The following is a 16,132-nucleotide window of genomic DNA, read 5'->3' as shown; positions in this document are numbered from 1 at the left end:
CCGTGGCAAACAAGAATATCCATGCCAAGCGCGTGGCCCCGAGCGGTCTCGACTTCGTTCCAGTGCCAGGCGGCCCTGACCGACTGGTCTTCGGTGTCTCGCGCCGACAGATCGGCGTTGGTCCGATACAGACGGTTGGACAATCAATCTTGCGGCGGCTGTGTCCTGGAACGACGGCCGCCATCTCAGAGCCTTGGCAGCCAAGCTGCTATCGCTGGGACGTGCTGCTGCCGCCCGATGCACCAGAGGCATGTCGTGACCCGAAACGGCTCTGTGATCTCTACGAAGAGCAGGCCTGCGCTGGTCTGAAAGACCTCGCCGTCATGGCGACCTTGCGATTCCCTTATCCTGGGCCGCTGCATCAGGTCTGGGAGCAGGTCCGTGCATTCGCCTATGAGCGGCTGTGCATCCAGCGTCATCTGGCAGTGGTGGCAGCCATGCATCTGCCCGTGCTCGTCGGCTCGACCAATCCGCCTCATGTCCATCTGATGATGCCAGCACGGGAGCTGTGCAGCTTCGGCTTCTGCGAGTTCGTGCGGCCGCTCGCAACCGACCAGGGCAAGCAGATCCTTGCCGACGAACTCGCCCAGTGGATGCCCGGGTTCCTTGACGCTTAAGTCAAAGCGCAAGGCGGGGGAACATACCCGGTCATTCTAAGAAAGGATAATAAGATGCTTGTAGTCAGTGCCCAAATTTGGCCTGGGGGCGATGAGAGCCGCGCCTACCTGGTCGGCGAGATCATCGCTGCCAACGAGAGTGGTCTCTCATCGGTCAGTTCATATTCTGTCTCGATTAGCCAGGGGCCTGCGCCCGACATTGGCATCGATGGCTGGGAGCGCGAATTCACCCTTGAAAATCACAACCGGGCCGAAGGCGTGTGGACGCTAGTTGCGGCCATCCTCAATGCCGTCGACTTTGTCGGATCTGAGGCGAAAGAACCGGAGGTGAAAGAACCGGAGGTGCCCGATGACGAAGGATGATTTCTACTGGCCACCCATCCACTTGGTCCGAGCGCTTGCCGGTCGAGGGGAAAGGGTGATCAACGAGTATCAGCTGCTGGTCGATCAGGCACGTGCGATGCTGGCAAGTGAAACCCTCAAAGAAGAGGAGATCACCGCCTTTTCGTGGGAGCTGGAGGAAAGTCCGGCGTCTAACCAGCCGCAGAGAATCTGGGTCGCTTATCTGGATAGCTATGTGACAGGGGCGGGGCTCACTGTCACACTCTACGTTTCGCTTGCTCGCAACGGGTCCGAATTGCGGCGGATGCTTTCGCGGATGCTCAGCCGAGACGAAGCTGACTCCGCCACAGTCGCACAAGGGTTGAACCAACTGGACAGGCTTAGACCTGGCGCGTCTGCCCTTGTGCCGGATAGTGTGAGGAAGAGGCTTCGTGCGCTAGAGAGCGGCGAGGATGACGCGGCGGTGTTCACGTTCCTAGGGCAGACTCATGTAAATTATGGGTAGAGGTAAATTTGCGGAGGCATAGCTCCGACGATTTTGCGCGACTTCATGTGTCCAAGGGGGTTTCACTTTCATGTTGGAACGTGCCTGTTCTCTCGCCGCAGCAGGGGTGTGGATAGAGGGCGCTGTACGCTTGAACATGGTTCGGCGGAATGAGCGGCTCAACCGCGATCAAGGTAACCATTTCCGCTTCTGGGGACGATCCGGAAAGTCCCCTTCGAGCAGTCAGACCAGCTAAGCCGCCGTACGTTCACGCTGCCCAAAAGCGCTCCGCGAATGGCCGGGTAGTTGGACAGTTCGAACAGTCTGCTTTTGCCGAGCAACCTCCGAAAGCCGCCGTTCGTTCAGGCCCGGGCAAATGACGGCTATTGCGGACAGTTCGGAAAGGCTCGGTTGCAGATGAATCATGCTAAGCCGCCCTTCGTTCATGGAGCCAGAACGTGAACCTGGGTAAGGAATTTGTGACAGTCCGCTTACACAGGAAATTGCTGTGAACAGATGCTCGCTCGCATCAGAGGCGGAGTTTAGTTTCCGCCCAACTCAGAGAATGTCTGGATATCCCGCCATACTAACAATTGTACTTGTCCCCTGCGCTGCGACATGGCTCAAGATGCAACATGGACGTTAAACTTATCCGCGCATTCTGAGCTGCACCCGGTTTGGTGGACACCGAGATAAGGTGTTTTTGGAACCGGAGGGTAACAATGCAACGACGGAAGTTCAGCCGTGAGTTCAAGCTTGAGGCGGTGAAGCTGGTGCGAGATCGCGGGGTGTCGGTGGCACAGGCATCGCGGGATTTGGACTTGCATGTGAACGTGCTGCGCAAGTGGGTCCGCGAAGCGGAAGGTGATTGTGGATCGGTTTTTCCGGGGCACGGTAATATGAGGCCCGAGCAACAGGAGATTGAGCGGCTGCGCCGCGAGTTGGCTCGGATGAAGGCGGAGCGCGACATCCTAAAGAAAGCGGCGGCCTACTTCGCGAAGGACTCGATATGAGGTTTGCCTTCATAGCGAAGCACCGGGGGATATGGCCGGTATCGTGGATATGCGAGGCACTCGGGGTCTCGCGCAGCGGCTTTCATGCCTGGTTGGTGCGTGCACCGAGCGCGCGTTCGCGCAGCGACGAGGAGATCGGCGCCCGGGTGCGCGCAAGCTTCATCTCCAGCTATCGCACCTATGGCGCGCGTCGTGTCTGGCATGACCTTCTGGCCGAAGGCCTTTCATGTGGCCTGCACCGCGTCGAGCGATTGATGCGGGCACATGGTCTCAAGGCTCGGCCAAGGCGTCGCGGCCTGCCCAAGGACGAAGGCCAGCGATCGGTGATCGCCGGCAATGTGCTCGATCGGCAGTTCACCGCCGACGCGCCGAACCAGAAGTGGGTGGCAGATTTCACCTATATCTGGACTGCCCAGGGCTGGCTCTATGTCGCCGCCGTCATTGACCTGTTCTCACGCCGCGTCGTTGGCTGGTCGATGAGCGATGCGATGACGGCGCAACTCGTCACCGATGCGCTCGTCATGGCGATCTGGCGACGCGGTAGGCCGGATGCGCTGCTGCATCACTCGGACCAGGGCAGCCAATATACCAGCGAGCAGTTCCAGCGGCTGATGGCCGAGAACGGCGTCACCTGCTCGATGAGCCGGTCGGGCAACGTCTGGGACAATGCCGCGATGGAGAGCTTCTTCTCCTCGCTAAAGACCGAAAGAATCGCCCGCAAAACATACCGTACGCGCAATCACGCACGGGCGGACGTGTTCGATTATATCGAGCGCTTCTACAATCCGACACGCAGGCACTCGACCTTGGGGTATCTCAGCCCCATGGACTTCGAGAAGCAGGCTAATGTAGCCTAACCTGGTGTCCGCAAAACCGGGTGCAGCTCAATCGGCTGGCGTGGTATCTAAGGTCGCGGCGCACCTAAGCCTGGCCGCGCAATCCGGGACATGTCGCTGTAGTTGAGATATCGATCACGGCGGCGATCGAGGCGTGGCGGCGGAGAAGAATCTCCTTATCGGCGGAACCTTGCTTGTTGCGTTCGCCTTTTCCTCCATCACAATACCGCTCTTATTTGCTTGTGCCCCAAGCGTAATCGGCAAAATCAGGGCCGAGGCCAATATTGTTCCGCCAACTCACGGCTATTGTATTGGCTCGTACCTGCCTCCAGTTTACAGTAGCTGGTGCATGGGGTGAACGTTTTGGATTGATGTCTCCAATCTGTAGGGGCCCAGCAAAGACAAGCAGCCAGCAGCCATTGAGGCACCGATTGCACTCTTAAACGGCGGCTGTGCGGCTGGCGCGCCGTTGAATTCTGCTGACGGTCGTCACCGAAATGCGGAGCGAGATTACCTCACGGCGAGTAGATGGTTGGTGGGACAAATTTATTGGTGCAATGTACAGGCATGACCTATCTTCGCCGCCGCTTCTGGTACATCGACAAGGACGGCCAACGCTGGCTGGAGCAGGACGACCTACTAGCGCATTCTGGACCAGTGATCGTGCTGGGTGAGCCTGGAATGGGTAAGACTGAGTTGCTGAAGGCGCTTGGGAGCGAGGACGATTATGCCTTCTGTCGAGCCACAACGCTTATCAACCGGCTGCGGCCGGAAACACTGATTGGAAACGCAACACGCCTCGTGATTGACGCACTAGATGAAGTGGCGGCGCAACGTCATGGAGATGCCGTCGACTTAGTTCTGCAGAAGCTGGGGCAACTCGGTTACCCGCCCTTTGTGCTAAGCTGCCGCGTCGCGGAGTGGCGGTCTGCGATCGCGTCCGGCGCCATCGCAGAGCAATATGACACGCCACCGCTTGAGGTGCACCTTGAACCGCTCACTCGGGACGAGCAGTTGCGACTGCTGACCGAATTGACCGGTGACGCAGGCAGGGCTGGAGTCTTACTGGGTCATTTTGAGGATTTCGGACTAAGCTTCCTCGGTAACCCGCAGACTCTTGAGCTGATTGCGGCCCTGCCTAATGAAGCGCTGCCGGACACGTCCGTAGAGCTATTCGAGCAAGCAATCGAGACGCTCCGCAAGGAGCGTAACGAGGTCAAGGAGGAGCTACCGCGCGAGGCAACGCTCGATGCAGCAGGGGCGGCGTTCGCCGGCCTCATCTTGTCGGGCAACGGGCGTATGGACTTGTAACGGTTTTGTGCCGGTCACCTATCTCATTAAGCCACCTTGGCTTCGAACGCGAGCGGGCTGATGCCGCCCAGATATGAATGACGACGGCGGGTGTTGTAGAAGCCGTTTATGTACTGGAAGATGGCCGCTTCGGCCTGACGCCGCGTTGGCCAGCTCTGCCGCCAGATGAGTTCGGCCTTCAGGGATTTGAAGAAGGTCTCGACGGAGGCATTGTCGTAACAATTACCTTTGCCACTCATCGATGGACGCAGGCCATAGGCCTGCAGCTTCTTCTGATAATCATAGGAGCAATATTGGCTGCCGCGATCTGAATGGAAAAGGCAGCCCTCGGGGGGCTGGCGCAGGCGCACCGCCATGTCCAGCGCCCTGATCGCCAGGTCTTTCTTCATCCTGTCGCTGACTGCCCAGCCCACGACGCGGCGGCTATGCAGGTCCAGGATGACGGCAAGGTAGAGCCAGCCTTCTGAGGTCCAGATATAGGTGATGTCGCCGGCCCATTTACGGTTGGGCGCATCGGCGGCAAAATCACCGTCCAGCCAGTTCGCTGCGACCCCCAGACGATGGTGGCTATCCGTCGTAACCTTATGCTTGCGTGTACGGACCGGCCTGATCCCGTTGATCCGCATCAGTCGTCCAACACGGCGCTCGCCAACATCGAGGCCCACCTCTTTCAACTCCATCGTCATGCGAGGACGACCGTAGCTGCCAAGGCTCAGGCTGTACTGTTCCCGGATATGGGCCAGCACTTTCATATCCGTCCGCTCCCGACGACTGATCGGTCGCGAGCGCCAGGATCGATAGCCGCGCTCACTGACAAGCATGACACGGCAGAGCAGTTCAACGGGCCACCGGTGCCGCCAGCTATGCACGAACGCAAACTTCACGGCCTTTGGCTCGCGAAAAACTGCGTGGCCTTTTTTAGCACTTCCCTCTCCTCCCGGAGGACACGGTTCTCAAGGCGAAGGCGTTCATTCTCACGTGCCAAATCTGCCTGCGGCGCTGAAACCAGATCACTGGGCCGATACTGTGATACCCACTTGCCCAGCGTCGACTTCCCGATCCCCAAATCCGATGCAACCCGGTCGCGGGGTAACCCGCTGGTCAGCGCAATCCGCACCGCCTCATGCTTGAACTCTTCTGTATGCTTGATCATCTCGTCGGTCTCCTGTTGCGAGCTCTAATCGCTCAGGTGACCGGCGCAAATCCGTTACAAGTCCAGTATCGTAGACAAGCCAAGTGGATTGGTCGATCAGGGCGATAAAGCTCTCCCGCTCGCCGAAGTCGAGGCATTCGATCGAGGCAATGTCAGGCGGGCCGCCGACACTAGGCTGTTTTCCGCCGACAAATCGGAAGGCCTAACCTACGCTCACCGCCGTGTTGGGGAATTTGTCGGCGCCCAATGGCTGGCAGCGCGCGCAGATACGCCCTTAAAGCGGCGCCGACTGCGCGAACAGTTCTCGTCACATGGGCTCGTGCCGGCGTCTCTGCGCGGTCTACATGCGTGGCTCGCGCGGGACGCGCATTTCGCAGATGCGGTAATTGATATCGATCCAATGGGTGTCGTTGAATATGGCGACGCGGAAGCGTTGACGCCTGATCAGGCGCGGCGTCTGTTTGCTGCGATTGAGCGCCTTGCTACCGAGAACCCCCGCTTCATGGATTGGCGCGAATACCGCGCGTCATCCCTAGTGACGCCGGCGCTGATAGCCCAGGTGGAGCGCGTCGTCCGCGATCCGAAAGCGGAATTTGGGCTGCGCGCTCTTCTGCTACAGCAGTTAAATGGCACACCCACGGCGGAAAAACTTCGTGACCTGTTGCGACAGCTCATGCTTGATGAGGCTGAGCCCTATGGTATCCGCCATGCTTCCGCGAGCGCTCTAGTATCCGTCGGCAGCGAGGATTGGCCCACCGTGCTGGAGCAGCTGCGCTGCCAGGCGCGCGAGGATTCCCTGCGGCTCGCACACGAGCTCCTCGATGACATCGGCCTGACGACGTTCAGCGACGATCAGATTGTTAAGATCATTTTAGCTCGCGACGGCTTAACCCTTTGCCCATTGGCTGCGGAGCCAGAGCGCAACACAGTGATGGGCTTCTACCGCCTGGCGAAGCACGTGCCGCTCACGCGGATCGATGGGCTGCTCGATCTTTTCACAGATTATTCTGAAGAACTGCTGCCTGAGCATGCCGGCCGAGAAGAAAACGATCTGATCGACCTACAATACGCTTTGATACTAGAGCGGCTCGGAAGCGGCAGTTCGGTCGATCCGCTCCGGCTATGGCGATGGCTTGAGCCTTTCGAGGAACAGAGCTCATACCGGCGCGAACAGGGCAAGCAGCTAGCTGAATGGCTCAGTGACAATGCCCCAGTGCGCCAAGCCATCCAACGATATTTGTTGCTCGACAAAGAAGCCACAAAAGACATCTGGCAACGAGCTTGGCCGCTCCATCGTGACACCGTCAACCTGTATCCCACGCAGAGCGACGTTATCGCTCTTCTGGCATCAATGAGCGCGGCCGACGCGCGCTGGCGTGAGGTTTTGGAGCTGGGTCGGACCTGGGGGGAGGAAGGACTCCCGTTGCGCGAGGCGGCCATGCGCTTTGCTGGCGGCCGGCCTGAAGACCTCGCATGGATTGAAGCCAAAGCTGATCGGCCCGTACCCGATTGGGAACGCAAGCAGGAGGAGCAGGCACGCCAGCGCGACGTCGAGCGGACATCCAAGCGCGCGGAGCATCGCCGCGAGTTCCTCGGGAAAATCAATGGGGTTGCGGCAGGGGAATACGGGCTGATCCTCGCACCGGCTCAGGCGTATCTCAAGCGTTTCCAAGATATGGGCGACGAGGTGCCTGCGCATGAGCGGGTAGCCGAGTGGCTGGGTGCGGAGGTCGCGGCGGCGTCACGGGACGGGTTCGAGGCGTTCCTTCAAGCCCGGCCGCCGCGTCCGCGCGCGGTCGAGATGGTACGTAGCTATGCCGAATCGAAACGTTGGCCAGCGGGCGATATCATTGTCGCGGCACTTGCAGAGCGGGTGCGGACAAGGGAACAGCCGTTCGACGGCCTGAGCAGTGAGCGACTGGCGGCGGGTGTGTTCGAGTGCTGGCAGGGCGCAATAGGGGACCACGCCGGACTAAAAGAACTTGGGCCGCTTCTCGAGGCCGAACTGAGGCGGCGTGGGCAGTGGAGGCGGGTAATCCGGCTATTTGTCGAACCGCAGTTGCGCCGCCGCACACAGCATGTTGATCGGCTTTGGGCAATTATGCGCGGGGATGATGGCGGTCTAGGCGCGGACCTGGCCGAGGATTGGCTGAGCCGATTCCCAGACATGTCCGGCGAAGCTGAGGTGGAGATGATCGATCGGCTGATCCGCTCCAACCGGCGGAGTGCTTTGCGCGCGCTGCTCGCCGACCGACTGGGGAGGGAATTGAATGAGGAGAGGCGGCGCAATTGGGACGCTGTTGCGCTCATCATCGACTTCGACACCGCGCGGGCGCGGCTCGGCACTGCAATCGAGCCAGAGCTGCTATGGCACTTGCGCGCTCGCGCTGGCGGCGGACGCTACCACCACGACGGCGAGGGATTGCCGACTTTCCTATCGGTGGACCAGCTCGCCTGGTTAATCGCGACCTTCCGTGTGCTATGGCCGGTCACCGGCCATCCGACGGGCGCCACAACTGGCGATACGAACCCGTGGGACGCTTCCGAACATATCCGGGCGCTAATCACACGTCTCGGCAATGAGGTCTCGTCCGAGGCCGCAACTGCGCTCGCCAAATTGCGTGATGCTCCTGAGGATGGATACACCTGGGCACTGCGGACAGTCGTCGCCGAGCAGCGGCAGAAGCAAGCAGACGACGGCTATATTTCTCCCACTCTCGATCAGATTAAAGCGGTGCTCGATGCAGGCCCGCCGGCCAACGTCGTCGACCTGCGCGCGATTGTGGTCGACCAGCTAGAGGGCTTGAACCGCCGGCTGCGCGGTAGTTCCGAGGACGAAGTCCGCTGGTTCTGGCAGGGCGATCAGCCGCGCAGCGAAAACGACTGCCGCGACCTGACGGTGACCCTGCTGCGTGGTCATCTCGTGCCCCTGTCAGTTTACCCGATGGATGAAGCAGACATGCCGCAAGGTAAGCGGGCCGACATCGTCTTTTATCACGATGCTTTCTGGCTACCTGTCGAAGCCAAACGTCAGCAGCACCCCGACCTGTGGATCGCTATAGAGCACCAGCTAGAACGGCTTTATACGGGCCATTGGCAGGCGGAAGGTCAAGGTGTCTTTCTTGTCTTCTGGTTTGGCTCTCGGTTCAATCTGTCGGCCCGCCGGGACGGAGGGCCCAAGCCAACTACCGCTGCAGAACTGCAATCAGCTTTCGACGCTCACCCAGCCGTGAAGGCAGGGCGGGTGCAGGTCGTTGTCCTCGATCTTTCGCGGCCTGCATGATTTTCGACCCGGAGCAAGATTGGCTTCCATCCCACGGCGTTCTTGACGTCAGAGGAACCCCAACTTTCCCATTGATCGGCATCGTAGAGGACGTCCCCACGCCGTTCGTGCGTCCGTTCACGCTGGCCCAGCACTTCACACGCGGCGGCTAGCCTCAGCGGTGCAACGCGCCGCTTTGCAAGGCTGCATGAAAATCCGCAGGATGAGGGGCGTCAAGTTTAAACAACTTTGGCCGCTTCGAAACGATCATCTGCCGTCCGATCGGACGGGTAATCTGAGCTGTACCTGCTGCTCATCGTAAACATTCAACCCGAGATCAATGTGTTTTCAGTCCCGATCTCCGGACAGTCAATTAGTTGCAAGCTTGATTGATCATCGGCGCACTGACGCCCCGATCTGACGAGGATATTTCAGAAGATTAAAGGTGAGGCGCAATAAAGCAAAACTGAACAACTTCTGTTTTGCTGCGTCGCTTTCAGCGGAATCAAGACATGCGGCGAGGGTCCGCCAGCTTCATCTTATGCATGCATACGCATGGGCCCGTTCGTTGTCGATTCAACTTCGGGAGGGTGAAAATAAATCTGAAAGTGGGCTTGTCGAAGAGAGAACAAATCAAGCACAATAATTGAACACGTCACAAAGGAAGTGTTCAATGAGCCTGCGTCCTCTGGGTCCAATCGGCCACTGCTCTGCCAAGCTTCGACGAGCACTCGCCGTTGAGGAAGAAGCAGCCCTGCGTTGGACAGTGCGCCTTCCACATGATCGGGATCAAGAAAAGAAAGCATCAATGGGCGGCAGGTTCATGATCGCACCGTCATTTAATGTGCCGGGAACATTTGCTTCCATCCGACCGATGTCTGCAGAAGGACGTGTTACTTTCCACTTTTCCGAACAAACCGTCACCAAGCTTGCGAGTGGTGGATCACTGATCACATCAGCCAGAGGGCATAAACTTTTGGAGGGAAATGCTGCCGCGAAGCATGACAGATATGTGGCGCGTCCAGACGCAGTGCTTACCATTTCGGCCTCCAAATTTGGTAACTATGCCGAGCGAGATTCTGCCGTTGAAATTGAGTCGGAGAAGGCGGCGGTCTTCTCAAATATTAGTGAGGACCCTGAAGTTCGTCGAAAGTTCTGGCTCGCCGTTCACAAGCATGAGCGCATTGGCAAGCCAGATTGCCTCATTTTTAGTGGCGCACTGCTTTCCGCTGAAAGCTGGAAAGATATCTCTGAAGAGGCGACGCTGCCGATCAAAGTGCGAGAGATCGCGGCGGATCTGGCGCACGCGCCCTTGATTGAGGCGAAAGAGCCGAAAGTTACCCTCGAATTGGGTGCAGCAGAAGGCCGGAGGATTTGTCGCACCATGCAAATGGTATGCGGAGATCGCTGGAACGCAAAACAGCCAGGCGTGAAGGTTGTGAAGGGCCGCAATGGCAGAACGCAGTTCAGGCTGACAGCCGAGTTCCCGCTTGGCATTGATGCGACCGCACGAGTCAGGATTACCAAAAGGTTTTGCAATGATTTTGGAGAGCTAGGCGCAATGTACACGGCCGCTATCCATGCTCCCGATGGATATAACGACGAAAGAAATCACCACTTGCACTTGGCCTATTATGATCGTCCTTGTTCGATCGTGCCTGAACTTGGGATGTGGGATTTCGAAATCCGGGAAAAAGTGGAAGGCCAGCATGACCGCTTTCGCTATCCATATCGTCAACCGAAAATCTCGGAACTTGGGCGAGATCCCTCAGGTGGTAGTTATCGCAAATACCGGGCCTCTATGATCTACGGTTGGCGTGAGCGCTTCGCGGAACTGTGTAACGAGGAGCTTAGGCAGGTCGGGATCAGTCGCCTGTTCGATCCAAGGAAATATTCGGAAATGGGGATCGATCGAGAGCCCACCGAACCGCTAGGTCGAAACGCCGCGCCCCTCGAGGCAGCCGGGGTTTCAACGCCTGCGGGACGAAGAAATGCCGAGATAATGTGGACCAATGAACTGCGGGCTGCGCTTCAGGCTGACGAAAAACGGCGTGTTGCAAGGAAGAACCAGTTGAAGCGGTTACAGGACGCTGCCGGTCATCTCGCAGCTAAAAACCTAATCGGGGAGAGCGACAGTCTCTTGTCGAAGGCCGAAGAAATTAGAACACAAAGTTTGCTGCTCGACGCACATGAGCTCGAGATGGATGAGTTTCGCGTCACACTTGAGATGGCCTATGCCCGTCCGGATAAAACCATTGCGACCTGCTCGCGGCTCCTAGAGACTTTAGAAGCCGGAAAAGGGACACGGTCCGATCGAGCGAATGAACATCTTATTCGGGAACGCAAAGCTGCAGCAGAAGCCTTCGGAGAGACCATTCGAGAAATAATGGATCAGAGCATGACCAGTATTGCTCCAATCCTAGATCAGGTTGAGGAAGCCAGGCGAATTATCGAGAGCGTGCTCAAGGAAACCGATTATTTGGTTACGCGGGCGTTTGAGTTGCATTCTGGCGAAGAGCGGCGAGAAGAACCCGTCGCCGAAAAAGCTTCACAAAACGTCGATACACCCCGGGACGAGATCGACATCATTCTGCGCCGCATTATGTCCGAGGACATGCTCGTTCTAGCCCCTGACGAGAATGCGCCTTTCTTCCGCGTGCCAAGTATTAGCCGGGAAGAGTTCAAAACTCTCTCGGCCGATCGCAGCTTTGTGTGGGTTCAGAAACGTCTGCAAGGCATTGCGGAGGTCCAAAGCAAGCGTAGGAAGGCAGTAAGCCGACCGCTTGCCGAATATAAGCAACCGGAGATCGAACTGCAGGCTGGTCCCAAGCAGGAAGGTAATCGCGCTTCTGATCGGGCCGAAGCGTATATTCAGAGCGCTTCGCCTGGTAAGCTCGTAAATCCGCCTCTGCAGGAGACTTCACCGCACAAGGCTTCCCCGATCGCGGTGTCGCGTGCGGAAGAGCCAGTTGTTCCAGAACGTTCTACTGCCGCCTTTTCACCAGGACAGCTATCTGACGAGGTGAGCGTCTCCAGTGCACCTGCTAGTTACGCGGTGCACGACCCGAAAAGCGATAACGCTAGAAAGGAAGCAATCTTGGCCTTTGCCCACGCAATTTTAACAGAGCCTGGCGTCGTTGTTGACTTCATCGACGGTGAATATCGCGTTGATGCTTCGACAATGCCGGATTGGTGTATCAGCGTTCTTAGTTTTGAGGCTGAGGCTTCAGTGCAAGTGGCCAGCAAGGAGCGTTGGACTACTGCTTTGGAACGCGAGAGAAGGTCAGATCGCGGTAAGATCATTGACGAACTGAGGATGTCGAAATGCAGACCGCTAGAACGGGACGGTGATCGTTGGGTCGTCACCCATATCAGCGAAAAATTCAAAGCGGCTGTGAGCGAATGGCCAACTCATCCGGAATTACACGCAGCGTATGAGGATATAGATCGGACGTGGAAAGCACGTGAGAGGAATGTGGCAGCTTTAAGGGCGCTGCAGTTCGATGAGAAAAAAGAGGATATCATTCCGGCGCAAGCGCCTTCAGTGGAGATTGGAAATGATCTCGAGGGCTATTCGATCGAGGAGCAAGCCTACTATCTGGCTCTCCGCAACGGTCTGAAGCGATAATGTCGAGGACGCGAAAAGAAGGCGTCCGGAAACGAATGCGAGAAATGCAATCGGCGCGCCCGTCATCAGGCGATGCATCAAAATGGGGGGAGAGGGGTAGAGCAAGAGCTGGGGAGCACAGCACCCTCTCTCTTGCTCTACCCCCTTACCCCCAAGCCGCCTTCATGGAAGGGATGCGTTTATAAAGAGTTAAAATTTCTGGAAATGAGGAAAAATAGCAGGGCTAGCATTCGGTTAACTCAAGCTCCCTAGGCGGTCATGAGCCTTAGGAGAATCAGAATGAGCGACGAGAACTGGACCGTTTTAGCTAGGCGTGGTGGATACAGTGCCCGGGATGCTGCCAGAAACCCATTTGCAATGGACTGGGCAGTCGAAGGATTGCTGCCAGCGACAGGCGCAACAGTTCTTTTTGGTACCGGCAGCACGGGTAAAACGCAGCTTTTGCTCTGGCTTGGAGCCCACATTGCGGCCCAGGGCGTTGCTGAAACCAAAGACTGGCTCGGCGCGGATGTTCGGGCTACCGGAAAAATACTGGTGCTATCCGCCGAGGACCTGCGCGAACATCTGTTCAAGCGCATCGGCGGCATCGCTTGGCAAATGGGTGAGGAAAATGGTTGGAGTGGCGAGCAAGTTGAGGAGGTCTGCGCTCGCATTCACGTGATGCCATTTCTATCAATGAGCCGCAGCGAATTTTCAGAGCTTAATCCTTCAATGTTCGAGCGTGGTGCCGACGGCGATTGGCAGCCGACCAGTTCACTTGTTCATATCGAAAAGTTTTTGGATGACGCGAACGCAGAAGCGGAGGCTGCGAACCGTCCGCAAGATCGTTTCGTGGGCGTCATTCTTGACTCGGCCGTTTCAATGGCCGGGTTCGAGATGTCGCAATCCGAAGCGACGACGAACTTTCTGTTTCACTTGAACCGAATGTCTCGTCGTCAAGAAATGTTCTGGGCTATCATCGGGCATACGCCCAAGGACGCTGCGAAGAAAGTTGATGAGCCAGCCGTTGAACGCCTGCGCGGTTCGGCGATGTGGTCGACAACGCCGCGTACGGTCATCGAACTTCGTTGCGCAACCTCGATCGACAATGTCGAACAGGTGCTCGTTCGATATCCACATCTGGAAATGCGAGATGTCTTGTTCCTCTCGACGGCAAAGGCCAACTCGGTCGGGGCCGATCTCAGGCCACGCGCGCTGATCCGCTTGAAAGATAACGGCGCATTCAGAGACGTCACCGATCAGTTTCCGAACATATTCGAGCGGATCGCGAAGACAAAGAGTGAGAATGACCGTTCCGAAAGGCTGTCACCCACGGATGAGAACCAAACTTGGCTCGTCATCATAGACCTTGTCGCGCGGGTATCCAATAACGGTACTCCGGGTTCGAAATTTACCCGGCAGGATCTGAGAGATCAGTTCGATCACCATCGGAACTTAAACGATGCGCTCGAACATGTTTCGCCAGAGCACGAAGGTAAATATTCGAAATCAACTTTCAGTCTAGCTTGGTGTCTCTATCAATTGCGCGAATTCGGAGCGCTGGGAGACAGCAAACAAGGTTTCGTTGTGATCGACCTGCAGATTGCACGGTCGCGCTTCAGTAAAGTGTCAACTGTCGCGACGAATGAATTTGAAAGCGGTAGCGCTGCGGTCGACGAGCAAGATGGCTCCTCGTCAGAAGATGGGGGCCTCGGAGATAAAGTAGAGCTGCGGCAGCAGCAGCTCGTTCAACCAAGTTAATAATTGGATTCCTGGGGTGTCGCATAGGCACTCCCAGGAGGAAAAATTGAGTCTTCACGACAAGTTACTTTGCCGCAAAAAGCGGCCGAGAACCGCGCCGATGGCCCCGAAGGTTCGGCAGAATCCACTAGAAAAGATATGGCCAGCAGAGTTACTTGGTGTCGCCCCGCCAAGGGCCCTTAATACAACGACCGTCGATGCAGCTTTGCCCCCAAGCTCATCGGTCGGCGTTCAGTCGGTAGGGGCGGCCGTCGAGACCGGGGTTAGACCATCACCAGCGCCTGAGCCTCCCTTCGCGATTTGGGCCCTTGCTGAGCGCTGGAACTGCTCTGAAGGGGCAATTCGCAATCTCATCCAGACCGGTGCGCTGGGGCATTTCCGCATCGGCAAACTCATCCGTGTCCCCGCAGTTGAAGTGGCGAGGTTCGAGTGTCGCTGACATCCTACAGCGTGCAACGCTTTCGCGGTGCCTTTGCCATGGTATGGTACGAGGGCGATCAGCGCCATCGCCGCAGGCTGTATTCAACGGACCGTTTAAGCGCAGAGGCAGAAGCGCGCCAGCTATGGCAGGAAGCCGATAGCGCCCCATGGACGGTGGGGCGGATTGTAATCGGCTACATTGACAAGTTAGCGGAGACAGCTCCCCCTTCACTTCAGCGTCGCCGAGATGCGTGGAAGGCCATGAGATCATATTGGGATAATGTCGATCCAAGCCGCATTGATGACAAGATGTGCGAGGGTTATCACAAAGCGCGCGCTGTGAGCGATGCCACCTCTCGTTATGAACTGCAATTGCTGTCGACCGCTTTGGAATGGGCCAAAGGAAAGGCCAGCTATACCGAAAAGCCAAAGGTGTGGCTGCCGCCTAAGCCAGAGCGGCAGATCCGGCACCTCAGCCACGCCCAGTTCGAGGCGTTCTTCGAGGCGGTGCGAGCGCCGCATGCGCGGCTATATGTCTTGCTGGGGCTGTATACGATGGCTCGGCCTACAGCGCTGCTGGACCTTACGTGGGAGCAGGTCGACTTTGATCTACGTCAGATCGATCTCAATCCTTCTGGTCGCCGGCAGACTATTAAGTTCCGTCCGATCGTCGCGATCAACGATGCTCTCTTTGAAGTGCTTATCGACGCGTACGCCGCGCGCCAGACCCAACATGTAATCGAGCGGGGTGGCCAACGGATCGAAAACATCAAGAAGGCCTTTCAAGCCGCGAGCTCGCGCTGCGGCTTTCGGGTGACCCCCTACATGCTACGACATACCGGAGCAGTCTGGGCAGCCGAAGCCGGAACGTCGATGGCTGAACTTGCGCAGTTCATGGGGCATGACGACGACCGTACAACGCAAAAACACTATGCTCGCTATTCTCCCGGACATCTCAAGAAAGCCGCTAATTCAGTCCAACGCCGACCCAGAAAACACGAGTGAGGTTCAAACTGAACTTCCAACCCCTGTCGTACTTGACGGTCATCTCTTCCAAAAATGGCAGAAATCCGTCGCTAACTGTTGGAGAATTTGGTCGGGGAGAGAGGATTCGAACCTCCGGCCCCTGCCTCCCGAAGACAGTGCTCTACCAGGCTGAGCTACTCCCCGACCGGGCCGACGCTTGAAGCGCCGGCAAGACAGGCGCTGCCCTATAGTCAGGGGTTTGCGTGCTGGCAAGCGCTGCATCGAGAAATCGTCAAACAGCGCGGTAACCCTTGGCTGCGGGATCGTTTGGTCGCGCTTATCAGGGCGGCAGATGGCATG

At 57.5% G+C, this 16,132-nt stretch carries 10 protein-coding genes and 1 tRNA gene; 9 read left to right on the top strand and 2 right to left on the bottom strand.

All coding sequences use genetic code 11. From position 1 onward, the window contains the following. Nucleotides 1-2: 2 nt before the first annotated feature. The 5 genes from M2342_RS12495 to M2342_RS12475 all read left to right on the top strand — a co-directional run bounded on the left by M2342_RS12495 (nucleotide 3) and on the right by M2342_RS12475 (nucleotide 4,603). Nucleotides 3-617: a hypothetical protein gene (locus M2342_RS12495; RefSeq protein ID WP_264579330.1), complete on the top strand. Its 615-nt coding sequence runs from the start codon at nucleotides 3-5 to the stop codon at nucleotides 615-617. Nucleotides 618-671: 54 nt separating this feature from the next. Next, a complete protein-coding gene (locus tag M2342_RS12490; protein ID WP_264579329.1) occupies nucleotides 672-980 on the top strand; it encodes a hypothetical protein in 309 nt (102 codons plus the stop codon). Further along, nucleotides 967-1,464 carry a hypothetical protein gene (locus M2342_RS12485; protein WP_264579328.1) on the top strand — a complete coding sequence of 166 codons (498 nt, stop codon included), beginning with the start codon at nucleotides 967-969 and terminating at the stop codon, nucleotides 1,462-1,464. Before M2342_RS12490 ends, M2342_RS12485 begins: the two co-directional genes overlap by 14 nt. Nucleotides 1,465-2,165: 701 nt before the next feature. Further along, a protein-coding gene (locus M2342_RS12480) for an IS3 family transposase (protein WP_264579327.1) occupies nucleotides 2,166-3,313 on the top strand; the annotation gives its coding sequence in 2 pieces (ribosomal slippage) (nucleotides 2,166-2,427 and nucleotides 2,427-3,313; 1,149 coding nt in all). Nucleotides 3,314-3,859: 546 nt separating this feature from the next. Then, nucleotides 3,860-4,603, top strand: coding sequence for a hypothetical protein (locus M2342_RS12475; RefSeq protein ID WP_264579326.1), 744 nt, complete (start codon nucleotides 3,860-3,862; stop codon nucleotides 4,601-4,603). A gap of 26 nt (nucleotides 4,604-4,629) precedes the next feature. On the opposite strand, the gene M2342_RS12470 is transcribed toward M2342_RS12475, so the two are convergent. Continuing rightward, a protein-coding gene (locus tag M2342_RS12470; RefSeq protein WP_264579325.1) for an IS3 family transposase occupies nucleotides 4,630-5,756 on the bottom strand; the annotation gives its coding sequence in 2 pieces (ribosomal slippage) (nucleotides 4,630-5,525 and nucleotides 5,525-5,756; 1,128 coding nt in all). Nucleotides 5,757-5,844: 88 nt separating this feature from the next. Between M2342_RS12470 and M2342_RS12465 the strand changes: the two genes are divergently transcribed. The 4 genes from M2342_RS12465 (at nucleotide 5,845) to M2342_RS12450 (ending at nucleotide 15,811) form a co-directional block, all read left to right on the top strand. Beyond that, nucleotides 5,845-9,039: a hypothetical protein gene (locus tag M2342_RS12465; protein WP_264579324.1), complete on the top strand. Its 3,195-nt coding sequence runs from the start codon at nucleotides 5,845-5,847 to the stop codon at nucleotides 9,037-9,039. Between the two features lie 652 nt (nucleotides 9,040-9,691). After that, nucleotides 9,692-12,646 (top strand): MobA/MobL family protein, encoded by a 2,955-nt coding sequence (locus M2342_RS12460; protein WP_264579323.1) that lies wholly within the window; start codon nucleotides 9,692-9,694, stop codon nucleotides 12,644-12,646. 279 nt (nucleotides 12,647-12,925) lie between these two features. Continuing rightward, nucleotides 12,926-14,386, top strand: coding sequence for an AAA family ATPase (locus M2342_RS12455; protein WP_264579322.1), 1,461 nt, complete (start codon nucleotides 12,926-12,928; stop codon nucleotides 14,384-14,386). A gap of 429 nt (nucleotides 14,387-14,815) precedes the next feature. Continuing rightward, nucleotides 14,816-15,811, top strand: a complete 996-nt coding sequence (locus M2342_RS12450; protein ID WP_264579321.1) for a tyrosine-type recombinase/integrase — start codon at nucleotides 14,816-14,818, stop codon at nucleotides 15,809-15,811. An 88-nt stretch (nucleotides 15,812-15,899) separates the two neighbouring features. Here the strand turns inward: M2342_RS12450 and M2342_RS12445 are convergent. Continuing rightward, nucleotides 15,900-15,976: transfer RNA gene (locus M2342_RS12445), tRNA-Pro, on the bottom strand. Nucleotides 15,977-16,132: the final 156 nt, after the last annotated feature.

It is taken from the genome of Sphingobium sp. B8D3A (genome assembly GCF_025961995.1).
Classification (GTDB): Bacteria; Pseudomonadota; Alphaproteobacteria; order Sphingomonadales; family Sphingomonadaceae; genus Sphingobium.
The sequence above is the reverse complement of the archived record's forward strand: the minus strand, read 5'-3'. Positions and strand labels throughout refer to the sequence as shown.

Bases quoted from the DNA above. Each gene is read 5' to 3' on its own strand.
- M2342_RS12475 (WP_264579326.1), top strand. From the start codon at position 3,860: ATGACCTATCTTCGCCGCCGCTTCTGGTACATCGACAAGGACGGCCAA.
- M2342_RS12485 (WP_264579328.1), top strand. From the start codon at position 967: ATGACGAAGGATGATTTCTACTGGCCACCCATCCACTTGGTCCGAGCG.
- M2342_RS12490 (WP_264579329.1), top strand. From the start codon at position 672: ATGCTTGTAGTCAGTGCCCAAATTTGGCCTGGGGGCGATGAGAGCCGC.
- M2342_RS12455 (WP_264579322.1), top strand. From the start codon at position 12,926: ATGAGCGACGAGAACTGGACCGTTTTAGCTAGGCGTGGTGGATACAGT.
- M2342_RS12460 (WP_264579323.1), top strand. From the start codon at position 9,692: ATGAGCCTGCGTCCTCTGGGTCCAATCGGCCACTGCTCTGCCAAGCTT.